This is a genomic window from Microlunatus elymi, assembly GCF_007362775.1.
GTDB lineage: Bacteria > Actinomycetota > Actinomycetes > Propionibacteriales > Propionibacteriaceae > Microlunatus > Microlunatus elymi.
The window spans coordinates 1973468-1995533 of sequence record NZ_CP041692.1 but is presented as its reverse complement, the minus strand read 5'-3'; the positions used below and the strand labels follow the sequence as shown (position 1 = coordinate 1995533).

Below are 22066 nucleotides of genomic sequence, written 5' to 3'. Positions count from 1 at the left end.
CTCGGACACCACCTGAAGGACGCACTCCTGCCGAACATGCCGTCCTCAGCGACTCAGGGCGAGATCGGAGCGAACGCGAAGTAGTAGCCGCCGACCACCGCGGCCAGCACCGATCCGAGCCCGAGGATCGGCCAGCGGACCGCTCTGGGACCTCGCGACAACAGGACGGCCAGCGGTGCGAGGACGGGGAAGAAGGCCATCATCACCCGCGGCGCGGAGTCCATTTCGACCCCTCCGAAGGCAAAGGCCAAGAACGCACCCGCGACGATCAGCGCTGCGATCGGCAATGGCGGCCGTAGCGCCAGCGCCGCGATCGACAGGGCGATCAGGACGACCGCCAACACGGCGATCAGAAAGTGGATCTCGGTGCGAGTCGTCCAGAAGGAAGGATTCAACCAGGAGAGCCAGCCTCGCCCGAAGGTGAGACGGGAGTGCCATCCCCCGTGCTCGGTAGCCTGCCAGCCGTCGAGACGTCCGACCCGCCAACCGATGTAGCCGACCGCGGCGATGAAGCCCACCGGTGCGATCGCGGCGCCGATCAAACTGCGCCACTCCCGCCGACGCACGACTGCCACGATCGCCGCCACCCCGACTGCGCCCGCGAAGACGATTCCGGGCGGGCGCGTTGCGCCGGCCAATGCCGCGGCCAGACCGGCGAGAATCCACCGGCGACGCAGCACAAACAGCAGACAGAGAGCGCCCAGCAGCGTGAACACTGCTTCGCTGTACGTGGTCGACAGCACTGCGGACACGGGAAATGCGGTCCACAGGCAACCGAGCAACTGCGCGCTGCGCCGATCCAGGTATTCGTTGGACACCAGCACGATCACGACGACGGCCGCGCTCGACGCGAGCAAATTGAGCACCATCGCGGCAAGCCAGAAAGGCACCCCAATCGACATCAGTGGTCTGGTCAGCCAGGGAAAGAACGGGAAGAACGCGGCAGTGCTCGGCCGGATCTGGCCGGCCTGCATCGGCAATTGACTCGGGTAGCCGTTCGCGGCCAGTCTGAGGTACCAGCGGCCGTCCCACCGGGTTGCGACCGCCGCAAAGGATCGCCCACTCCACTTCGCAGCCAGCCACAAACCGACGATCACGACGCCGCGAGTCAGCACGTGGAACAGCAACACCGGCCCGACCAACGCCCGATCCAGACCGACCGGCGATCGCTTGCCTGACTCGGCACTCTGGTTGGCCTGGCCCACCGACCCGCTCCGCAGCACGGTCAACACCGATCCGACGGTACTACTGTTTTCGTAGTAGCTCGTCCGGCCGCAACCCGCTCCCCTCAGCATTCCCAAAGGGACTCAGAACGTGCGCTTCAACTGCAGCCGGGATCGGTCCGGCTGGGCTTGCTCGCCCGTGCAGTCCAGGGCCCCGGCTGCCGGCTCCACAACCGCGATCCGGGCCTCGATCGCAGCTTGCGCTGTTGACGGCTCGACGCGCGGGTATGGGAGCGTCTGAAGCAAGTGCGTGCCTGCCCGGGGGCCACCTAGCCGAGCGAAGCCGGTCTCCGCCGCAGCTCGCACCCGGACGGACGGGTGCGACGACGAGGAGCGCGGTGCAGGTGGGTCTCTCGGGTCGTGGAGCCGGTTCGGTCGGTGACGTCGCAGCGGAGTTGCGGCACTGGTTCCGCAACGACGTACGAGATCGGCTGGAGTCGACCGCGGGCGGTCCGGCGCGACTCCGCGTGATCGTGCTGCTTGCCGGTGTGCTGGCGTTGTCCACCGCGGACACGGCGACGGTCGGCGCCATCGCCGGCGAATTGGAGTCTTCGCTGCACCTGACGAACACCCAGGTCGGGCTGATGGTGACCGTCTCAGTCGGCGTCGGAGCCGTGGCGACCTTGCCGGCCGGCGTACTGGCCGATCGATTCAGCCGCACCAGGCTGCTGTGGATCAGTGTCCTGGTGTGGGCGGTGGCGATGCTCGTCAGCGGACTGGCGATGTCCTTCCCGATGCTGCTGGTCACCCGTCTGGCTCTGGGTGCGGTGATCGCCACTGCATATCCGGCATCGGCCTCGCTGACCGGTGATCTGTTCTCCCCGAGCGAGCGCGGCGCGATCTACGGCTACATCCTCAGCGGTGAACTGGTCGGCACCGGCATCGGATTTCTGGTCTCCGGTGACCTGGCCGCGGTCCTCACCTGGCGGGCCGGATTCATCTGGCTCGCGACGCCGAGTTTGTTGCTGGCTTGGGCGATCCGCCGCTATCTGCCCGAACCGGCCCGCGGCGGGCAGAGCCGACTCCGGGCGGGAGATGCGGAAATCCGATCAGCCGAGGAGGTTCAACGCGAGGAGCAGGATCACGCGGGAAGTCCGGGACGGAGCTCGCGGAACGCCGCACGGAGCGGACCGGACGAGCCCGGAACAGACGAGGCCGAGCCGGACGAGATCGGGCGGGACGCGGTCGACCCGGACGATGTGGAGGAGGGCGAGGTCGAGCAGAAGATCCAGGAGCAGCAGGTTCCCGCCCGCGATCACCTCGTACTGCACGAGGACCCCACCCATAAGTCACTGTGGTGGGCGGTCCGCTACACGCTGTCGATCCCGACGAACCTGATCCTGATCGTCGCCTCCGGGCTGGGCTACTTCTTCCTGCAAGGGCTGGAGACCTTCTTCGTGGTCTACCTGCGCAGCCGGTACGGGCTGAGTCAGTCCACCGCGAGCTCGCTGCTGGTGGTGCTGGGCTGCGGTGCGATCGTCGGCGTGCTGGTGACCGGCTGGTCCAGCGACCGATTGATCCACCGCGGTTGGATCACCGCCCGGCCCATTCTCGCCGGCGTCTCGTTCATCGTTGCCGTCGGCGTGTTCGTGCCCGCGTTGCTGGCCGGCGCGCTGCTGGTCGCGGCCCCGCTGTTGTTCGTGGCAGCCGCCGGGCTCGGTGGCACCAATCCCCCGTTGAACGCCGCCCGGCTCGATCTGGTGCACTCACGGCTGTGGGGCCGGGCCGAGGCCGTACGTACCGGGTTGAGCACTGCCCTGCAGGCGATAGCCCCGCTGCTGTTCGGATACGTCTCCACCCTGTTCGGCGGCCAGAGCGGCCGATTCGGCGAGTCCTCCGCCTCCGGCGGTGGCCAGAGCGGGCTGGAACAGACGTTCCTGATCATGTTGGTGCCGCTGCTGGTGGCCGGACTGCTGCTGTTGATCAGGGCCCGGGTCACCTATCCGCCCGACGTGGCGAGCGCAGTCGCATCGGAACACGCCGTCCACGCGGCAGAAGGTTGAGGCGCTCGGCACGCCGCGCCGGCCGGCGGTGCCGAGCCCGTGCCGGGTCGGCGCCGACCCCGGGGCGAAGCAGGAACAGAGCATGGCCCATAGCCAGCGCGCCGAAGACCCAAAGGGCTCCTCGCCAGCCGAGCAGGCTCACCATCGGCGCTGCGACGAGGGAACCGACCACGATCCCAGCCACCGCCGCCGGGAGCGCGATCCCGTACGCCCGACCGAGCACCTCCTCGTCGAGGGACTTCTGCAGCCCGGTGTCAGCCAGGATCTCCACCAGGATGGCGCCGCCGCCACCGATCACGCATACGACCAGAGCGAGGACCGTCGATGACGTCATCGCCAGCACGGGCAACGGCACGGCGACACACAGCAGAGCGGCGGCGAGCACGACGCGAGGACGGCCGGAGCCGGCTGCCCTGGGGCCCAGGCCGACGACCAACACTCCACCGAGCCCGCAGGCGGCGAGCAGCCAGCCGTAACCCTCACCACCGTGGCCCAGGTTGCGGGCGACCAGGACCAGCAACACCGTTTGCGCGCCGTAGACGATGCTGCACGAGGTGTCGGCAGCGACCAGCCGCATCGCGACCTGGCTGGATCGCAACGCAGCAAGGCCGCGACCGAGATCGGCGAACAGCTGATGCGTGCGGGCACGGCCTGATTGCGAGGTGCCGTCGAGCCGATCGGCCGGGCGGAACAGTGCGCCGCGAGGCATGGTGGCCACCAGGAGCGCGGAGAACGCAAAACTCGCCGCGTTGATGCCGAAGGCGACCGCGGGTGATCCCAGCAGCAGGAGCACACCGCCGAGGGCAGGTCCCGCGACGACGCACAACGAGTTGACCGCCGACCGGGCTGAGTTCGCGCCAGCCAACTGTTCCGGCTCGACCAGCCGCGGCGTCGTGGCCGCGACGCAGGACGGGTACGGAGCAGACGCGGCGGTGGAGAGCGCCGCCAGGGCCGGTGCCAGCACGATCGGCAGATCGGCCACCGCAACGGTGGCCAGGCCCAGCATCGTCACCGCCTGGGCCAGGTCGGAGGCAATCATCACCCGCCGTCGGTCGAAGCGGTCGGCAACCGCGCCACCCACGGGCCCCAACACCACGATCGGGATGATCCGCGCGGCCGTCGTCGCGGCCAGCCAGCCGGCGGAGTGGGTCCGTTCGTAGACCGCCGCGAGCAGTGCGACGTTGTAGAGCCAGTTGCCTGCCTGGGAGATGGCCAGTGCGGCCAACAGCCTGCGGAACAGCGGCTGTCGCAACGAGGCCCGGACCGCGCCGGTCACCGCGGGCATGTCGACTGCCGGGTCGTGCTCGGCCGGCCGGGGATCCACTTCGATCGCATGCCGTCAGCGTGCGCGCACCTGCGGGGGACGGCGCTGGGGGCACTGGTTCCCCCGCACTCCCTTGCGCACTCCCCTGCGCCGCGCCGGACGGTGGTGTCATCCGGGCAGGGGGTCCGGAGAGACATCAACGGAGGAACACCATGTGCTATCGACAGTTGGCATCGACGATGCTGGATCCGGACCTGGTTCGGCCCGGCACCTCGACCGACCGACTCTTCGAGCGTCGTACGGAGACTGCGGCCGATCGCTATCTCGAGCGACGCCCCGACATTGCCACCGACAAGCTGTTCGAGCGACGCCCCGACATCGCCACCGACAAGCTGTTCGAGCGACGCCCCGACATCGCCACCGACAAGCTGTTCGAGCGACGCCCCGACATCGCCACCGACAAGCTGTTCGAGCGACGCCCCGACATCGCCACCGACAAGCTGTTCGAGCGCCGACCGGAGATCACGACTGGTCGCTACCGCGGGCGCCGGACCCACAGTGGGACTGATCGCTACCTCGAACGTCGGCCGGGGAACCCGACTGACCGCCTCTTCGAGCGGTCCGAGGCAGCGGCACACTGAGGGTCAGATCCGGCAGGATCCCCGACGCACGTCGGGTCGCCGGGGATCCTGGCAGGCGTCGAATTCAGTCGACGATCCTGTGATACAGGGCGGTCGTGGTGGTCGCTGGGTCGACATCCAGCTCAGCTCTCAAGCGCTCTGCAAGTTCGCGGTACAACTTCGCCGCGCGGGCATGGTCCCCAGTGCGACCGTAGGCCGTCATCAGCCCGCGGTACGCGCTCTCCTCCAATGCATCCAGTGCGATGGCGCGACGGTATATGGGTACGGCCTGGCTGGGAAGTCGCGCTTCGAGCAGCGACCTGCCCAGAGCCATCAGCGCGGCCCGGTTGCGGGCCGCCAGTTCTGCTCTGCGATCGACCACCCAGGCAGCAGTCTGCTCGGGCAGGAAGTCACCGGCGTAGAGGTCGGTGGCCAGGCGCAACTGGTGTCGCTGCTCCTCGCCCGTCGCGGCCCGGGCCGCGGCGAGCGCGGCGAGAAACTCGGCGACGTCATAACGGCACTCTTCGTCGGCCACGAACCGGTAGCTGCCGTCCTGGAACACGAACCAGTCGGGACGCTGGACCGCTCGGCGCAGATCGCGCAACGCGGTATGCAGCGAGTTCCGCAGCTGCGACGGGGACGCTTCGGGCCACAGCGCGTCAGCGAGTTGCTCCTTCGCGCGCGGCACGCCGTCGGCGAGCAGATACAACAGCTCTCTCGGTTTGGCGTACCACCACGGCGACGACAGCTCCCTACCCGCCAGCTGCACCCGAGCGCCACCAAACGCCTGCATCCGCAACCACGGGTCGCCGGCGGACGTACCGCTCGGTGACCGCCCGTCAGGCGACGGGTCGCTGTCCGAAGAGGCCGCGGCAGCCCACGCATTGTCATCACGGCCGGTCCCCGACGAGGAGTGCGCCGTGCCGATCACCAGGTCGTCCACCGACCGCTGCCGACCCCAGGCGACGGTTCGCTGGAAGCGGTCGCCGGTCAGCTGTCGGAGTTTGTGCACGGTCGCATCGTGATCCGGGCACTCGACCGGTGCCAGGGGTGCGCCGATGGCGTCGCGCAATGCGGCAGCCGCTCCGAGCAGTGTCGCAGCGTGGAAAGGATCCTCCTCGGCCGTCGTCGCGGCCAGGTCCTCGAGCACCGCCGCGGTGCGCCACTGGTCTCCGAGGTACCGGTGGGACGCCAGCGCCTCGAGCAGACGATCCCGGGCCTCGCCGTAGCGACCCTCGCGGCGGGCAACAATGCCGAGCTCGTGCTCGGACCAGGCGACGCCCTCGCGGTAGCCGTCCGCTCGGGCAACGCTGTTGCACTCGGCGAGCAGCCGCGTCGCCGTGGCGAGGTCTCCGCGATACTGCGCGGCAACCCCCTGACTCAGCAGTGACCATGCGATGCCTTCGCTGTCACCCACCGCGCGGAACGTCGGCAGAGTGGCGGCACATAGATCGTCCGCTGCGTCCAGATCGCCTTGCAACCAAGCGATGAAGCCGAGATAATTGTCGGCCCGGGCAACACCGCGCCGGTCCTCGGCCTGTACGGACAGCCGGCGACTTTCGGCGTACAGTCCTTGCGCGTCACGATATCGGGCCTGTTCGCGCGCGACGCTGCCGAGCGTGAGCAGCACCTCGGCCTCTGCCCGATGATCGTCCAGCTCGCGATAGCAGTGCAGGCTGGCCTCCAGGCGGTCCACGGCGGCTTGGTAGTCACACTGCAGGAAGGCGAGGGTGCCGCTGCCACGCAACGCCTTCGCCAGCACCGGCGCCGGTGCGTCACTGCCGGCCTCCACCGCCCAGTCGAGCCACCGGCGACCCTCCCGGTAGAGGCCGCGCAGATAGCACAGCGGCCACAGCGCCGCGGCAAGCCGCGCCCCGAGGACGTGCTCGCCGTGCGCTTTTGCGAAGGTCAGGGCGGCACGCAGATTGCTGCCGTCGAGCTCGAGCCGGTCGAGTTCGGCCGGCCCACCCTCGCCGGTCAGCCGCGGCTCGGCCTCCTCGGCGAGTCTGGTGAAGTGCGTCAGATGTGCCAGCGCCACCGCATCCGGATCCCCGGACTCGCTCAGCCGGCGGCGGCCATAATCTCGTACGGTGCTGAGCAGCCGGTAGCGGGCTGCGCCGCGACTGCGCGACACCTGCACCAGCGACTTGTCAACCAGACGGCCGAGCAGATCGACGACGTTCTCGGCGTCCGAACCGGCCGCGACCGAGGTCGCGGCGTCGAGGTCGAACTGCCCACCGAAGACGCAGATCCGGCGAAAGAGATCCTGCTCGGCCGAACTCAGCAGGTCGTAACTCCACGCAAGGGTGTCTCGCAGCGTTCGGTGCCGCTGGGGTCCTCGACCACGATCGCCGAGAAGGTCGGGTGATCGGTCCAGCGCCTCGGCGAGCTGGGCCGCCCCCAGCACCGGGATCCGTGCGGCGGCAAGTTCGATCGCGAGCGGGATGCCGTCCATCCGTCGACAGACCCGCAGCACCGCGTCGGCGTTGTCCGGCGTCAGCGCGAAGTCCGGCACCGCATCACGGCACCGCGCGACGAAGAGGTCCACCGCCGGGGCCTCGTGCAACACGTCTGCCGGCTGCCTGCTGCACCGCGGAACAGGGAGCGGCGCGATCGGCCAGACGCGCTCGCCGGTCAGCCCGAGGCGCTCGCGGCTCGTCGCCAGCACCCGCAGCCCGGGGCACCACATCAGCAGGTCCGCACACAGGTCTGCACAGCCGGCGACGAGTTGCTCGCAGTTGTCCAGTACGAGCAGAATCCGCCGGTCCTTCAGCTGCTGGATCAGGTCCTGGAAGCTGCCCTGCACCGAGCGGCCACGTACGCCGAGCGCCTCGCAAACGGCGGTGCCGATGCCCTCGGCATCCAGAACCGCTGCCAGGCCGACCCATCGGACGCCGCCGGTGAGGCTGGACGGCAGGTGTTCGGCGACCGCGATCGCCACTCGCGTCTTGCCGACGCCACCCGGCCCGGTCAGGGTGACCAGTCGGCCGTCCTCGAGCAGCCCCGACACCTCGGCAATGTCCGTCTCACGTCCGACGAGCGGAGTCAGCGGTACCGGCAGTTGCCGCTGCGGGCCGCCCATCGCGTCGGCGGGCATGGACCGCGCGGCAGCCGGGGGGATCTTCGTCTCGGGCACCGACATCTGCCGGGGCCGACCTGCCGCCATGGACGGAATTGTCGCACCTGGCGGCGCGTCACACAGCCGTCCCGGCTGCACCTAATTTCAACGCCGGACGGGCGGCGCACGCCTGCGGCGTCGTCCGTCGATCGAGGAGATATCGATCTCCGGGCGACGCAAGGTCCGTCAAGGCAGCGCCGTCCCGATCACAGCACTATGTACTGCTTGCGATCCAGCAACTCCCGTACTGCATCGAGGTGACCGGCATGGGTTGCGGTCTCGACGATGACGTGCACCAGGACGGCTCGTAGGTCCGGAAAGGAAAGGCCCGCTTCGGGCCACCAATCCTCCGGCCGGGCCGGCGGATCATCGAGTTCGAGATCGGCGATATAACTGTCCGAGCGATCGATCGCGGCTCGATATTCGGCGATGACCGATTCCGCAGGGACGTCATCGGGGACCTGCCAGTCGGCGTTGTCGCCCTCGGGCCAGAAGTCCAACGGGTGGCCGGCCATCACGACCTCGAACCAGTACCGTTCGTCCGACAGCGTCAGGTGTTTCACCAGACCCAGACAGGACCAGCCCGACGGCAGGACCGGCTGTCGCAACTGTTCCTCGCTCAAGCCGTCCAGTTGATCGAGGATGTGGCGACGCTGCCCGGCAAGCCGGTGCAGCAGCAGGTCCCGCATTGGCTCGCTCACTTGCTCGACCGTTCCACCATGCCGCCGGAATGGATCGGCCGGATCTCCACCCCGCCGCCGGCGCGGAGCGCGGGATTGGTGCGAGCGATCGCCACCGCGGCGTCCAGGTCCTGTGCCTCGATGATGTAGAAACCGGCCACGATGTCCGCGGCGTCGACGAACGGGCCCGCGGTCACCCCGCCACTGCGGACCGACGTCGCCAGGTTCCGCGGCGTGAACGCCCACGCGCCGACCATCGCGTCAGCGGCGGTCACCTCGTCGGCATGCTCGTCGCACTCGGCGATGTCATCCCCGGACGCCCCGGGGGCGTGAGCCGAATCGCCGACATAAATCAAAACTCCGAACTGGGCCACGATCAGCCTTCCTGGTTGAACTCCGATGTCTCCTACACCCCCAGGACGGAGCGGACAACTCGATCTCGACACGTCCGGGACCCGAATCCTAGAGAATTCCGCAACGGCCCGGGCACCCGCCACGACGGCGGACAGTCAGAGCGCCGCAGCGTGAACGACGAGTGGTCGGCGGCACGGACCGACCAGCTCGAACCAGCTGGCCTGGCCGGATCGCCGGTCGGCCGCACGGTGCCTGCAGAAGCGCACGCCGGCCGGTCAGAGAATCCGCTCGGCGAGGACTCGCAGGTTGCCGTTGAGCGGTGCCAACGGATCGGCCGCCGAGCGCCGGAACTGGGCCGGAGGCAGCCCGTGAAGTTGGCTGAAGCGCCGCGACAGATGGAACGGGTTGTGGTAGCCCGTCGCGAGGGCAACCTCGGCCAGGGTCGAGTTGGTTCGTTGCAGTGCGGTCGCCGCCCGCGCCAGCCGGACGCGCTCGAGGGCGGCCGCCGGGCCGATTCCGAACTGGCTGTGGAACAGCCGGGACGCGTGACCGACCGAGACGTGGCCCGCGGCCGCCAGTTCCGCGACCGGGAGTAGACACAATCCGTCCCGACGCCAGCGCGTCGCGATGTGCTCGACCATGGCCAGCAGGGGCTGCGGCCAGTCCGGGACCCGGCTGATGGGATCGGCCAGGAACACCTCGAGCAGCACCCCGAGCAGTCGATTGTGCTCGGCCAACCGTTCCTGTTCCAGACCGAGACCGACCAGATGGTCGCACAACGACCGCAACAGCGGCGTCGCCATGCTGTCCCGGACCCGTGGCCATAACGAACTGTCCGGGTGATTCGCCAGGCGGAAGTGCACGTAGCCATGTCGCGTCCTCCGCCGCGGATCCCAGCCGAACTGATCACGATCACCGGGTCGCGCCAACGCGATACTTCCGGGCGGAAGCGACGTCCGCCAGGACAGCCCGGCGGCGTCGCGGACCCGCCAGTCGGCAGTGCCCTCGATCAGCCAGACGAACTCGTACTCGTCAACCAGCGTTCGAGGTCCGTACGATGCAGCAGACGGATATGTCGCGACGGTCGCAAAACGCGATGCGTACGGGACGTCGGCTCGGCCGGATGTCACAATCGGATATTAGCTTGCTCTCTTGGGGCATGGCCCGACGGCGGCCGGAGCCGACAGACTTCTGCCATGACCGTCTTGAACGCCGTCGAACCGTCGATCACCGACCCGGAGCTCGTCCGGCAGGACTACCAACGCGACGGCTTCGTCGTGCTGCCCGATGCGCTGAGCGCCGACGAGGTCGCCGGGTTGAACGCCGAGGCGGTACGGATCTGCCGCGGTGAACTCGGCGCAGTCTCCGGCGGTGCGGACCTCGCCGCCGATGCCGCCGATGCCGACGTCCTGCGCAGCTTCCTGTGCATCCACTTCCCGCACAAGATCTCCCAACTCGCGTACGACGCGTTGACCGCTCCGCGGATCGTGGACGTGCTGACCACGGTGATCGGGCCGAACGTCAAGGCGATGCAATCGATGCTGTTCATCAAGTCCGAGGGCAAGCCCGGCCAGGCCTGGCATCAGGACGAACACTTCATCCCGACCCGGGACCGATCGCTGACCGCTGTGTGGATCGCCCTGGACGACGCGACCGTCGAGAACGGCTGCCTTTGGGTGCTGCCCGGCTCGCATCGCCGCGGTGTCCTCTACCCCGATCGCGAACAGGACGATCCACGCTTCGACTGCACCACCGAGGCGTACGGATTCCCCTATCGGGACGAGGATGCGGTTCCGGTCGAGATCCCGGCCGGCACGGCGTTGATCTTCAACGGCTACCTGCTGCACCGATCGCTGCAGAACTCGGGACAGCACGGGTATCGGCGGGCGCTGGCCAATCACTACATGAGCGCAGAATCGCTGCTGCCCTGGCATCGGGTGCCCGACGGAGTCGGCGTCGCCGAACATGACAGCCGAGACATCGTGCTCGTCGCCGGCGAGGATCCCTACGCGTACAAGGGAATCGAGGATCTGCACCGCGCCCACTCGCGACCGGACAAGGAGGGCGGCTGCCTGCGATAGTCGCCGCAGTGCAGAGCATCGGTACGACCTGAGTCTTCTCGCCGAAGGAGATCAGATGCTCAGGATCCGGGCCAGCGCACTCACCGCTGCCGGATGCCCACCACTGGGCCGCACCGCAAAGAGGAACGCACTCATCCCTGCTGCCATCGCGGTGATCGCCGCCCAGTCACGACGGTGGAGATGCCGGTGAAACACCCGCGATGCGACCAGCAGCGTGACGGGCAGTTCCAGGGCCAGCAACGGCTGCGCCTCGGAAACCTCACCGGTCGACAATGCGCCGGCTTGCAGGACGAAGACGACCCCGTGTGCACCGGCCGCGACGAGGTGTTCCAACGGTGACGGCCAGCGTTCCCAGAATCGCATCGCCAGGTCGTACACAACAGGCGCATAGCGCAGCATCCAGGCGTAACGGTGGCTGAGTCGGCGACCGTCGCCGGCGCCCGAGTGGACGACGTCGACCGAACTGGTACGACAGCCGGCTTCGCGGAGCCGACGGCCAGGCTCAGCGGTCGCTCGACCGTGCCCGGAGCCGACACTCGCCGAGACCAACAGCACGTACGGCCTCGATCCGCTTCTCATCGAGCTTCGGTACGCCCGGCAGACCGGCAGAACCAGCGATCGAGCCGCCCGACGGTGCCGGTCTCGGGTCTGCCGGCCCCACTAACTCTTGGCAGCCGGCGTATCGTCGTGCAGCTCCTCGAGCCGCAGAGCGATTCCCAGTCCGAACAGGGTCGGCGCCCAGGTGCCGACGAAGATTCCCCAGCGGTCGGCCTGCGCCTTGTCGCTGTTCTTGCGCAGTCGACTGCTGTAGTGGCTCAGGTAGGCCAGCCCGATCGACGCGACCGCGCCGATGTAGGCGTAGTCGCTCTTGACGCCGATCTCACGTAGCTTGTTGATCATCGAACGCTCTCCTTCGGTCGCTGAGCAGACCGGTCGGCCCGCCCAGTCAGACGGTCACTTGTGCGCGCCCCGGATGGCCCTGTTGTGAGGCCGCCGTACCCCAGCACCCGGCGCCGAAACCACGCCGATCGCCGGCCGGCTCGAGCTCCAGTCGTCGGACGCCGGCCGCCGAGCTGACGCGATCGCCGGATTGCCGGTTGCAACAGTGCGCGCGGGGGTATGCCACCGATGAGCCACGACGGTGACCCATGCTTTCGAATCCGCTCACGTGGGAAGAAGTTGGCCATGCTGACGCCGCACGAGGAACGCCGACTCGTCGAGATCGAGCGTGAACTGGCCGACGATCCGACCCTGCTCCGCCTGGCCTCCAGCCTGGCTCGGACTGGACGCGCCGAGCGGCGACGACGGTCCTGGTTGCGGCGGGTTGTCCTGGCCCTGGTCTGGATCCCGGCCGCCATCCTGCTGACGGCGATCCTCTGGTTGACGCCGGCCGTCGCGATCGCTGCCGGAGTGCTGATCCTGGCGGTGGCAATCGTGTGGGTGGTGCGCCGTGGGCACCAGCGACATCGGCGTTAGCTCGTCTGAACTCTCCCCGGACCGCGGCCTGCAACCCAGGATCGCCATCGTGTACACCTCTTCCCGCGGGCGCAGCCGGCGCTCCAGACGCGGAGTGGGACGGCTTTCGCTGCATCGCCGTGGTCGATGCCGCCGCCCCACAATCTTTACCTCTCGGTTTGAGCAAACCCATACAGGTTCACGATCCGCTGTTCACCAGGAATCCAAGGGGATGCCTGGCGCGGGATCGATCGGCTCGCTCGAGCCGGCACGGAGCGACCGCGCCACCTGGACGGTCTGGTCGGCCAGCCATCCGATGGAGGTCCCGTCGTAGCCGAACACCGCGCTGCGTACATGATCATGCAACGGCGCGACCCAGTGATCATCGATACGCTGCGCCAGGATCCCAGCTACCGAGCCGGCCGTGCCGCCGTTGGAGTCGGTGTCCCAGCCCCCACAAACAGTCAGCCCGATCGACTGGTCGAAACTGCCGTCCCCATACAGCAGACCGGCAGCCAACACAGCAGCGTTGTTGATCGTGTGTACCCAGCCGTAATGACCGAATGCCTCCTCGATCCGATCCCGCGTCTGCTGCCAGGTCAGCCCTTCGGCATGCCACGCAATCGTGTCCCGAATCGCCTTCGACAAGCGAGATCCCGTGGGCACCACCTGCAACGAGGTCTGCAGAGCGGCAGCGGCGCTGGGTGCGGTGAACGAGGCGGCGATCAACGCGGCACACCACATTTCGCCGTAGACCCCGTTCGCCGTGTGGGACAGCACCGCGTCGCGGTAGGCCAGCTCGGCCGCTCGTCCGGGATCACCCGGGCAGCAGTAGCCGAAGATGTCAGCCCTGATTGCGGCGCCGATCCACTCCCGGTACGGATTGCGATGCCGGGCCGCTCCACCGGGCGCAATGCCCTTGATCAGATTGCGGATGGTGGCCCGCTCGGCCGTGTAGGTCTGCAGAAACGGCAGCATCGTGAGCCACGCCGTCGCCACGTCGCCCGTACTGAAGGCCGGACCAACGCGACGCAACACGTGCAGGTTGAGGATCGTGTAGTCCACGTCGTCGTCACGCGACGATCCGTCGACCCGCCCGGCCGTGGACTCCACCCAGTTCTCGCGATAATCCGGATGCTCGGCACCGGTGTCGGTCATCGCCGGGAAGTAGTCGACCAGCGGCCAAGCCGCGTTCGCCTCGAGGAAGGTTCGGATTGCCTTCGGTGTCCACTCGTCACCCGACTCGACCGGTTTGCCCAGCATGTTGCCGGCGATCCGTCCCGTCCAGGCCCGGTTGATCTTTTCTGCATAGCCGTCGTCGAGGTCGAACGGCACCGGTTCGGGCCAGTCGCCGGCCGCTCTGATCTCGTCCAAACCCTCCGGCTCGACGAACGGCCACTCCGCTGACCTGGGAAGATCGTCCAGCTCCGCCAACAGACCATCTGCACCGGCCGGATCCAGGGAGTTCAAGCCGCCCAACCGCTCGATCTGGACCCGCACACCCGAGGTCTCGAAGCCGCTTTCATCGCGCTGGCTGAGCTCGGCCCGGAGCAGATCTCGCTGGTTCAGTGATCCGTGCATGTAGTGTCCGCCTCTTCGTCATCGAACGTGCTGGGACCGATCGGTCGCGATCTGTTGTCACCCGGCGGACCAGCCTCCGGGGCCTGCCAAGAGTGCGGCCCCTGATCGGCCGGAGGTCGGAGCACCAGCCGGACCAGTATCCCATTCGCGCCGGGGATGCTCCTGCGTTCTGCGACCTCGAGCGTTTCATCGAGCTCAGGTATGAGGGCATTGATCTGCGCGTCGGTTCCGAGTTGCAGCACAGCCGATCCCCCGGGCTGTAGATGGCGTGCGACGCTTGCGAGACAGCTCCGCGCGATATCCAGCCCGTCAGGTCCACCGTCGATGGCCCAGAGCGGATCCTCGGGGTAGCGGCCCGTGCTGCCGCTCGGCACCCATGGCGGGTCGGCGACCATGACGGAAAAAGTCTCATCCGGCCGGAACGCCTTCTGCACAAGGGATTCTCGGACCTCGACGTCCGTGCCCAGTGCGGTACGAGCCGCGTTGGCCCGCGCGAAACCACAGGCTTGTGTGTCGGCGTCCACCAACACCAGGTCCCGAGGACGCCCACGATCGACACACATCCGCCCGAAGGCCAATCCGATCTGACCCACGCCGCAGCACAGTTCGACGATCCGGCCGTCCGGGGCCGTATCGGCCAGCTCGGCCGCCCAGCGTGCCTGCTCCAGCGTCCAGGGCCGCGGTTGCAACACCTCGTCGCTGAACTCGATCGTCAACGGCCCGAACCGGGCCCAACGCTTCCTCACCGGTGTACGTATAGCACGCGCCCGACAGGGGTGGAGTGTGACGTTTTCGGGCGGCGATTTCGGGTAATCCAGCATCGTCGTCCGGATCCACCGGCCCGGCCCAGAGGAGTCACCCATGCTGATACCACAGCCGCGGGGGGACCTGAGTCGCGCCGTGGGCGCCTGGCTGCGGGCACCGGAGGCCGCAGACAGCAAGCTCGCCGCGGACCTGATCGATTCGTCGGCTGAACCGGCCGAGACGCTGACCGATGTTGATCTTCAATTGAGTCTCTGGATGTTGTACGAGCTCCACTATCGATCCTTCGAAGACGCCGCGGACGACGCCGAATGGTCGCCGGAACTACTGGCGGTACGGCGACGTCTGGAGGCCGTGTTCGACGCCGGCGTCGAGCAGGCGTGCGCTGATCTCATCGGCCCGCTGGCCACGGCCGCCCCACAGGATGTACCCGACCGTCTGTTCGAGTTCGTCGACACGTACCCCGGACCATCGCTGGCCGAGTACGTGCAGCGGCACGCCGACCGCGATCAGGTTCGAGAGCTGCTGATGCACCGCAGCATCTACCACCTCAAGGAGGCAGATCCGCACAGCTTCGTCCTCCCCCGGCTCAACGGTGCCGCGAAGGCCGGGCTGGTCGAACTCCAGTACGACGAGTACGGCGACGGCGACGGCGATCGGATCCATCAGCGCCTGTTCGCGAAGGCCTTACAGGCAGCGGATCTGGATCCCAGCTATGGCGCCCATGTCGGAGTCGTGCCGGCCGAGGTATTGGCGATCAGCAACGTCATGTCCTTGTTCGGTCTGCATCGCCGCCGCAGGGGAGCGGCGATGGGCCACCTCGCCGCCTTCGAGGCCACCAGCTCGGTGCCCTGCCGGCGTTATGCGGCCGGCATCCGACGGGTCGGACTGGGCGATCCCGTCGCACAGTACTTCGACGAACACGTCGAGGCCGACGCCGTTCACGAGCAGCTCGCGGTACGCGTAATCTGTGCCGCCCTTCTCGCCGAAGACCGTACGCTGCAACGCGACATCGCGATCGGCGCCGCGGCGTGCCTGAGGTTCGACGCCGGTGCAGCCGTCCCGCTTCTGGAGACATGGAAGCGTGGCGGCCATCTGGTCGATCCGCCCGCCTCCGATCGAGCGCTCGCGGTGACCCCGTGATCAACTCCCGTCGGATCGACGCTTCCGACGCGTGCTTTCGGTGCATCGGTTCGCGCAGGATTGAATTGATCCTCAGTCCGGACGGTCCGTTGCTGGTCCGCGGAGCCGAACTCCTGATCGACGATCAGGGACGTGAACACTCTGTTCTGCGGCCCGTTGTCGCCGTCTGCCGTTGTGGCACGACAACTCATCCACCGTGGTGCGACGGAATGCACAAGCTGCTGCAGCGCCGCGACCGCGACACCGCAACGCCCTGACCGGTCCTTTCAGGCCGGGTGACCCGGCTCCAGGTCCTCGACGTCCTGCACCGTCAGGGCTTCATCGTCGGCGCCCTTGCGAGCCTCCGCAGCGACCGGCATCAGCAGCTGGCCGACATGATCACCGAGTGGCAGCCGCTGCAGCACTCGGCCGACCACATACCGTGGCAGGTCGTCCAACAACGGGACTCCGCCCGGACCCGGATGCCAACGGACCCGGGCGAACTTGTCGATCTCGTCACCGGTCTCACCGCCGAACAACTCTGCCAGCCCGTGGTCGTCGTCGCCCAGCGTATGTACGGCCAAGAACTCCGCGCCCGCTGCGATCCGCAGGGTGTGGTTCTGTTCGGACAGACAGACCAGCAGCCGCGGAGGATCGATACTGACCTGGGTGGCAAACCCGACCAGGCAGCCGCCGCGCTCCGTGCCGTCGTCGGCGGTGACAACGAACAGCGGGTAGTCCAAGTCCTCGACGAATTCGTCGAACTCCTCGGTCGAAAGCGGTCGCATCGTCATGCGTTGATACTGCCAGCGTGGCCGCCGTCCGGGAACGTGGAGCTGTTGTTCTCCGGCGTACTCAACGCGCCCACCGTGCTCAGAGTGCTGGTGCAATGTGCACCGGGCCGATATCACGTTGCGAGTCCACCGGCCTGAATGCGGCCTGATCCGGACGGGTCGATCGGCACTCTGTCGAGCCAGAGACACGGGTCCGGTGACCTGCTGCGCGAGCAAACTCACTGATGCGCGCTGAACATCACAACCAATTGGGTGCGAATCGATTCGCGATCACCGGCCGGCAACGGCATCGATCTAGGAGGACATCCAAGAATGCGCAACATCACCAGAATCGGCATCGGCGCCGCAACCGTGGCGGCGGCAGTCGGCACCTCGCTGATCACAGCCCCCGCGGCACACGCGAGCGGCACCTACGAAGGCTGTCCGTACGGCGCGGTCTGCGTCTACCCGGCGAACAAGGGCTGGAACGGCGGTCATCCCGAATCCGGCGGAGTGTTCTGGAGCCGGGGCCCGCACAACCTGTCGAACCAGTACGGCGTACACCGAGTGTTCAACAACCAGTACGGCGGTTGGTACGCCACCCTCAACAAGGGCTACAACGGTCGCTCCCCGGTCTTTCGGATCAACCAGTACTACTACACCGACTACAACCTGACTCCGATCAACTCGATCAGCTTGGAGCCCTGACCCATGGTCGACGGGAAGGGGCACCGGCGCCCGATGCCACTTCCCGTCGCACAGCAGGAGCATTCACCGGGCTTGCGGGTAGCGGGATCAGTGACAGCACAGGCATCAGCATCGATCGGCTGCTGCAGTGGACCGTCGCCTGGGCCGGCCTCTCAGTGGCATGGCACGAGCAACCCGAACCGGTAGGACGCGCCCGACACGTCCTTGAGGTCGACCAACACGCCCACAACCTTCTGCACGAACTCGGATCACCGTCCCGTGCAGTGGAGCGCGTTGCCCTTGATATGCGGCAAGATCCGGCGACCGGGCAGTTCCCGGACGATCGCTGATGGGCGGTGGTCGACAGGTCGCATGATCAGACCTGCGCGGGCCGCGCCGATTCCGACTGAGCCAGTCAACCTTCGACGCCGCAGTCCGCGTTGCCGGTCCTCCGACCCCAACGGGCATGGAAGACTTCCCGGCCGACTGCCCTTCGGTCCTGGGTCGCTACCGCGTCGAACTCTGCGGCACCGTTCCGAACGGGTACGTCTTCTACGACGCTCTCGGCTCGGGTCTGTTCGACAATGCCGGGTTCGCATACCTACCCGAGGGCATCCCGACAAACGTAGATGCGAGCGACTTCGAAACCGGAATTCACTCACGTCCGGGGACACTGGTACACGTTCACCGCGAGTTGGCGAACACCACCGGCGGCGCCGAACGCTCGACGGGCCTGTCACACCTGCCTATCGCCGACATCTCACAAGGCGCCGTCATCGAGCCGTGGAGCTAAGGGGATTCGAACATCATGAGAGTAGCGCCGAAAGCATCGTCGATAGCAACCACAGCCGCCGCATCGACCGAACCCAACCTCTATCGAATCAGACCGCTCGGCCGCGCCGCACCGTTCGGCTGAAGTGATCCGCGCTCACCGTTAGAGGTCGAACATGGCTGCGAGAACGTTGCGGATTTGCTGGAGCACCACCGGGCCGACGTTGCCGGTGTGCGCTGCGATCCTGCCGGTGGCCACTGCGCGCACGTGCTGGCATTGAGCGGACGACGGTGCGCGGAGTCCGTTTCGATCATCCGGTTCGATCACCACTTCGGCACCGCTGTCTCGAAGCGTGCGGGTCAGCGGGACGACCTGCACCACGTTCGGGCCGCCACGCAGGATCCGGGCCGCGGTCACGACGACAGCCGGCCGGAACAGTCCGGCCTCCGACCCAGATGGTGTGCCGAGATCGAGTTCGACGACATCACCCTGCGTCAGCATCGAGCCAGGAAGTTTCCTCGTCGGTCAGCGGTGCAGAGAGGTCGTGGCCGATGTCGTCTTGGAGCAGCAGTCGGACAGCTCGAGCGACCGTGTCGGCGACTGTTTGGTGCCGTTGGTGGGCGAGCCTCCGTAACTCGTGATGAGTGGTCCGGCTGATCCGGATCGTTGTCGTGTCGGACATGGCACCATCGTAGTCTCTGTAGATTCATCAGTCTACAAGCGAAGTGCGTGCCCGGCACCCGGCTGCGCGTTGAGGCTGGTGCCCGATGGAGCTGCCCGATGATCACGTCTGCGAGTGACCTCATCCGGTCGGTGGCTGGTGTCGGCGGGTGGCCGTGGTCCGATTCGATGATCAAGAGGAGCGACCTCACCTGGCCGGAACGTGTCACGACGATCACCTGCCTCACATTGCAGGGACCATCAGCCGCTCAGCACATCGGCCCGCTCGGGCCCGGCGAGTCCCATCGCCGTACTGCGGACACCGTTATGGGAGCCAACGCACGGGTCGCCTCAGCACTTGTCGTCGATGCCGCGGCACGGTTGAATATCGGTTGGGCGACGGCGTCCGCCCGAGAGAACCTTCTCGAACCGCCGGCCGGCTGACGACTCCTGCTCCCTACTGATCCCGGGAGTACGAGATGACCGAATCGGGAATACCTGCCCCAGGGGCGCCGTCGCCGTGTGTGTTGGTCGGCGTCAAGCCGCAACAGAAGGACGTCGTGATTCTGGTGGCCGCGAAGCTGGCCGCACTGTTCGGGGTCACGCTGATCTGCGCTCATGTTGACACCAGCCGTTTCCCCATCCGCGAGTTGCCTGACGGCACGTTCGAATCGGAACCCATAGACCCCGACCTTGCCGACGATCCGGACGACTTCGATCCGCAGCTACGTGACCACATTCTCGCTCTCGTACCGGCGGATCTCTCGGTAGATTTCCGCCAACTGGCGGGAGATACCTCCATCGCGCTGCGTGAAGAGGCAGAGATCCTCAACGCCGAAGTGATCGTGGTCGGCAGCCGCGCGGGCGGGCTACGCGCCAACATCCAAGACTTTCTCGGCACATCTGTGGCCGTCCATCTCGCTCATCGACAGTGGCGCCCGGTGGTCGTCGTCCCTACTTCACCAACTGCCCCGGACCGTCCGCTGCCGTGGGAGAGAGCGGCGAGCCAAGCCTGATCTCCGCAGGATCAAGATCGCTGCAACCGGCACAAGCGCTCGCTGTTGCCGGGCCGATATCAGCAGATGATCGATTCGCCACGGCGTTCGGTCAGTTCGGGGATCACCTGGAACAAGACGGAGGCAGCGGCACCGTAGGTGCTCGCGCCGAGCCAGATTCGCCATCGCGCCGCCGCCGTGCGGTCGGCGGACGCGGTGTAGGCAGGCAACGCTCTGCCGTAGCGATGTCCGTTGGCCGCGTGGTGTTGAGGTGCAGCGGTCATGATCGGCTCCCGTTGCTGGTCTGCAGGGGCCGTCAGCTCGACACAGGTCTCCGACGAGTCGGCGGAGGTCGAGGCCAAGCACCGGATCGACGCTGGCGAAGGCGCCCCGTTTGGTGCCGGAAGCCAGCCGCGGGTCCATCATTCGGAGCGAACCGCAAGAGCGCCAGTGGTCTCAAACCGATCGGCTCAGAGTCCAGCAGCTCCCCGACCTGATGGTCGTTCGGTTCGAGCGGGCTCCGCCAGATGGCCCCGACCGTAATCGCCTCGTCGCTCGCTAGGTCCCCACGTAGGACGACCTACGGATCACGGCCCACCAAAATAACGACCGTTATTGCAGTAACGTGACGATGGACACTCAACGGGCTGTCGGCCGATCCGAGGTGTGGACCAGTGAGCGATGACGCCGACCATGCGTCGACGGGTGACGACGGACGAACGGGCATCCGATCGACGGCGCTGAAGTTCGTCCTGATGGTCGGTGTGATGAGCTTCTTCGCCGACTTCACCTACGAGAGCTCGCGCTCCATCATCGGTCCGTTCCTTGCCAGTTTGGGAGCCGGTGCGCTGGCGATCAGCATGATCACCGGATTCGGCGAACTGGTCGGCTACGGGCTGCGGCTGGTCTCTGGGCGCAGTGCCGACCGGACCGGGCTGTACTGGCCGATCACGATAGGCGGCTACGTCCTGCAGATGTCGGTGGTGCCGTTGCTGGCGCTGGCGGGCAACTGGCCGGCCGCGGCGGTGTTGATCATCGCCGAACGGATCGGCAAGGCGATCCGCAACCCGCCCCGGGACGCGATGCTGTCCCACGCCGCCAAGCAGATGGGGTACGGCTGGGGCTTCGGCGTGCACGAGGCCTTGGACCAGTTCGGTGCCATGGTCGGCCCGCTGTTGGTGGCGGTGATCCTCGCGACCCACCAGGACGACTATCGACTCGCCTTCGCCGCGCTGGCCATCCCGGCCGCGATCATGCTGAGCCTGCTGGTGGTTGCCCGCCTGCTCTACCCCCGGCCGCAGGATCTCGAGCCGGCGCCGCCGTCGCCGAGTCGGCGTTCGCGTTACCCGCGGGCGTTCTGGATCTATCTGATCGCCGCCGCCCTGGTGGCCGCCGGGTTCGCCGACTTTCCGATCATCGCGTTCGGTTTCAGCAAGGGCACGACGGTGCCGGCCGACCTGGTGCCGGTGTTCTACGCCGCGGCGATGGCCGTCTCCGGAGCCGGCTCATTGGCGTTCGGTCGGCTGTTCGACCGGACCGGGATCGGGCTGCTGATCCCGCTGACCGTCGTCAGCGCCGCCTATGCGCCGCTGGCGTTTCTCGGCGGATTCTGGCCGAGCCTGATCGGCGTCTGCATTTGGGGACTCGGCATGGGCGTGCACGAATCGATCATCCCGGCCGCCGTCGCGCCGATGGTGCCGGCCGATCGCCGCGCCGGGGCGTACGGCCTGTTCACCAGCGTCTACGGCATCGCCTGGTTCGCCGGCAGCACCGCCATCGGTGCCCTGTTCAACCTGTCCCTGATCGCCGTGGTCGTCTTCGCGATCGCCGCCGAACTGGCCGCGATCCCGTTCATCCTGGCGGCCCGCCGTCGTCTCACACCGTCGGAGGCGGATTCGAGTGGCGGCGAGGCCTGA

The 22066-nt window shown here is 67.4% G+C and carries 24 protein-coding genes; 10 read left to right on the top strand and 14 right to left on the bottom strand.

Features of this window, described 5'->3' with window-relative positions:
* Nucleotides 1-53: 53 nt before the first annotated feature.
* Nucleotides 54-1232: a glycosyltransferase family 39 protein gene (locus FOE78_RS08980; protein ID WP_210414893.1), complete on the bottom strand. Its 1179-nt coding sequence runs from the start codon at nucleotides 1230-1232 to the stop codon at nucleotides 54-56.
* 329 nt (nucleotides 1233-1561) lie between these two features.
* Here FOE78_RS08980 and FOE78_RS08975 point away from each other — a divergent pair, with 329 nt between their 5' ends.
* A complete protein-coding gene (locus FOE78_RS08975) occupies nucleotides 1562-3226 on the top strand; it encodes an MFS transporter (protein WP_210414892.1) in 1665 nt (554 codons plus the stop codon).
* Here the strand turns inward: FOE78_RS08975 and FOE78_RS08970 are convergent.
* Complete coding sequence (locus FOE78_RS08970) at nucleotides 3159-4550, bottom strand: MFS transporter (RefSeq protein WP_143985978.1); 1392 nt, start codon at nucleotides 4548-4550, stop codon at nucleotides 3159-3161. The genes FOE78_RS08975 and FOE78_RS08970 overlap by 68 nt on opposite strands.
* 152 nt (nucleotides 4551-4702) lie before the next feature.
* On the opposite strand from FOE78_RS08970, the gene FOE78_RS08965 reads away from it, so the two are divergent.
* On the top strand, nucleotides 4703-5131 hold the full coding sequence (locus FOE78_RS08965) for a hypothetical protein (RefSeq protein ID WP_143985977.1): 429 nt from the start codon (nucleotides 4703-4705) through the stop codon (nucleotides 5129-5131).
* 64 nt (nucleotides 5132-5195) lie between these two features.
* Here FOE78_RS08965 and gvpC read toward each other — a convergent pair whose 3' ends face one another.
* The 4 genes from gvpC to FOE78_RS08945 all read right to left on the bottom strand — a co-directional run bounded on the left by gvpC (nucleotide 5196) and on the right by FOE78_RS08945 (nucleotide 10392).
* Nucleotides 5196-8276: a gas vesicle protein GvpC gene (gene gvpC / locus FOE78_RS08960; protein ID WP_143985976.1), complete on the bottom strand. Its 3081-nt coding sequence runs from the start codon at nucleotides 8274-8276 to the stop codon at nucleotides 5196-5198.
* 158 nt (nucleotides 8277-8434) lie between these two features.
* Nucleotides 8435-8929, bottom strand: a complete 495-nt coding sequence (locus FOE78_RS08955) for a DinB family protein (protein WP_210414891.1) — start codon at nucleotides 8927-8929, stop codon at nucleotides 8435-8437.
* A complete protein-coding gene (locus FOE78_RS08950) occupies nucleotides 8926-9282 on the bottom strand; it encodes a YciI family protein (RefSeq protein WP_143985975.1) in 357 nt (118 codons plus the stop codon). Before FOE78_RS08950 ends, FOE78_RS08955 begins: the two co-directional genes overlap by 4 nt.
* 255 nt (nucleotides 9283-9537) lie before the next feature.
* Nucleotides 9538-10392, bottom strand: coding sequence for a helix-turn-helix transcriptional regulator (locus FOE78_RS08945; protein ID WP_143985974.1), 855 nt, complete (start codon nucleotides 10390-10392; stop codon nucleotides 9538-9540).
* A 66-nt stretch (nucleotides 10393-10458) separates the two neighbouring features.
* On the opposite strand from FOE78_RS08945, the gene FOE78_RS08940 reads away from it, so the two are divergent.
* Entirely contained in the window at nucleotides 10459-11343 is an 885-nt protein-coding gene (locus FOE78_RS08940; protein ID WP_143985973.1) for a phytanoyl-CoA dioxygenase family protein, read from the top strand.
* A gap of 51 nt (nucleotides 11344-11394) precedes the next feature.
* Here the strand turns inward: FOE78_RS08940 and FOE78_RS08935 are convergent, their stop codons facing one another.
* Together FOE78_RS08935 and FOE78_RS08930 are read right to left on the bottom strand one after the other, a co-directional pair.
* Nucleotides 11395-11922, bottom strand: a complete 528-nt coding sequence (locus tag FOE78_RS08935; RefSeq protein WP_143985972.1) for a DMT family protein — start codon at nucleotides 11920-11922, stop codon at nucleotides 11395-11397.
* Between the two features lie 81 nt (nucleotides 11923-12003).
* Nucleotides 12004-12243 carry a hypothetical protein gene (locus FOE78_RS08930; protein ID WP_143985971.1) on the bottom strand — a complete coding sequence of 80 codons (240 nt, stop codon included), beginning with the start codon at nucleotides 12241-12243 and terminating at the stop codon, nucleotides 12004-12006.
* A 285-nt stretch (nucleotides 12244-12528) separates the two neighbouring features.
* Between FOE78_RS08930 and FOE78_RS08925 the strand changes: the two genes are divergently transcribed.
* Complete coding sequence (locus FOE78_RS08925; protein ID WP_168207435.1) at nucleotides 12529-12819, top strand: DUF3040 domain-containing protein; 291 nt, start codon at nucleotides 12529-12531, stop codon at nucleotides 12817-12819.
* A gap of 192 nt (nucleotides 12820-13011) precedes the next feature.
* Here the strand turns inward: FOE78_RS08925 and FOE78_RS08920 are convergent, their stop codons facing one another.
* Both FOE78_RS08920 and FOE78_RS08915 read right to left on the bottom strand, forming a co-directional pair.
* The gene (locus tag FOE78_RS08920) at nucleotides 13012-14379 is read right to left on the bottom strand and encodes an ADP-ribosylglycohydrolase family protein (RefSeq protein WP_143985969.1); all 1368 of its coding nucleotides are present in this window, start codon (nucleotides 14377-14379) and stop codon (nucleotides 13012-13014) included.
* Complete coding sequence (locus tag FOE78_RS08915; RefSeq protein ID WP_228266118.1) at nucleotides 14364-15095, bottom strand: methyltransferase; 732 nt, start codon at nucleotides 15093-15095, stop codon at nucleotides 14364-14366. Before FOE78_RS08915 ends, FOE78_RS08920 begins: the two co-directional genes overlap by 16 nt.
* 145 nt (nucleotides 15096-15240) lie before the next feature.
* On the opposite strand from FOE78_RS08915, the gene FOE78_RS08910 reads away from it, so the two are divergent.
* Together FOE78_RS08910 and FOE78_RS08905 are read left to right on the top strand one after the other, a co-directional pair.
* Nucleotides 15241-16284 (top strand): iron-containing redox enzyme family protein, encoded by a 1044-nt coding sequence (locus FOE78_RS08910; protein WP_143985967.1) that lies wholly within the window; start codon nucleotides 15241-15243, stop codon nucleotides 16282-16284.
* Nucleotides 16218-16541, top strand: a complete 324-nt coding sequence (locus tag FOE78_RS08905; protein ID WP_143985966.1) for a CDGSH iron-sulfur domain-containing protein — start codon at nucleotides 16218-16220, stop codon at nucleotides 16539-16541. Before FOE78_RS08910 ends, FOE78_RS08905 begins: the two co-directional genes overlap by 67 nt.
* Before the next feature lie 9 nt (nucleotides 16542-16550).
* Here FOE78_RS08905 and FOE78_RS08900 read toward each other — a convergent pair whose 3' ends face one another.
* Entirely contained in the window at nucleotides 16551-17057 is a 507-nt protein-coding gene (locus FOE78_RS08900; RefSeq protein WP_210414890.1) for a flavin reductase family protein, read from the bottom strand.
* A gap of 312 nt (nucleotides 17058-17369) precedes the next feature.
* Between FOE78_RS08900 and FOE78_RS08895 the strand changes: the two genes are divergently transcribed.
* Both FOE78_RS08895 and FOE78_RS08890 read left to right on the top strand, forming a co-directional pair.
* Nucleotides 17370-17744: a hypothetical protein gene (locus tag FOE78_RS08895; RefSeq protein WP_143985965.1), complete on the top strand. Its 375-nt coding sequence runs from the start codon at nucleotides 17370-17372 to the stop codon at nucleotides 17742-17744.
* Nucleotides 17745-18189: 445 nt separating this feature from the next.
* Entirely contained in the window at nucleotides 18190-18516 is a 327-nt protein-coding gene (locus FOE78_RS08890) for a hypothetical protein (protein ID WP_143985964.1), read from the top strand.
* Between the two features lie 141 nt (nucleotides 18517-18657).
* Here FOE78_RS08890 and FOE78_RS08885 read toward each other — a convergent pair whose 3' ends face one another.
* Together FOE78_RS08885 and FOE78_RS08880 are read right to left on the bottom strand one after the other, a co-directional pair.
* On the bottom strand, nucleotides 18658-18996 hold the full coding sequence (locus FOE78_RS08885) for a type II toxin-antitoxin system PemK/MazF family toxin (RefSeq protein ID WP_143985963.1): 339 nt from the start codon (nucleotides 18994-18996) through the stop codon (nucleotides 18658-18660).
* Complete coding sequence (locus FOE78_RS08880) at nucleotides 18980-19177, bottom strand: hypothetical protein (RefSeq protein WP_143985962.1); 198 nt, start codon at nucleotides 19175-19177, stop codon at nucleotides 18980-18982. The genes FOE78_RS08885 and FOE78_RS08880 overlap by 17 nt, the downstream gene beginning before the upstream one ends.
* 538 nt (nucleotides 19178-19715) lie before the next feature.
* Here FOE78_RS08880 and FOE78_RS08875 point away from each other — a divergent pair.
* Complete coding sequence (locus FOE78_RS08875) at nucleotides 19716-20171, top strand: universal stress protein (protein WP_168207434.1); 456 nt, start codon at nucleotides 19716-19718, stop codon at nucleotides 20169-20171.
* Between the two features lie 59 nt (nucleotides 20172-20230).
* Here the strand turns inward: FOE78_RS08875 and FOE78_RS08870 are convergent, their stop codons facing one another.
* Complete coding sequence (locus tag FOE78_RS08870) at nucleotides 20231-20434, bottom strand: hypothetical protein (RefSeq protein ID WP_143985960.1); 204 nt, start codon at nucleotides 20432-20434, stop codon at nucleotides 20231-20233.
* 390 nt (nucleotides 20435-20824) lie between these two features.
* Between FOE78_RS08870 and FOE78_RS08865 the strand changes: the two genes are divergently transcribed.
* Nucleotides 20825-22066: an MFS transporter gene (locus FOE78_RS08865; protein ID WP_210414889.1), complete on the top strand. Its 1242-nt coding sequence runs from the start codon at nucleotides 20825-20827 to the stop codon at nucleotides 22064-22066.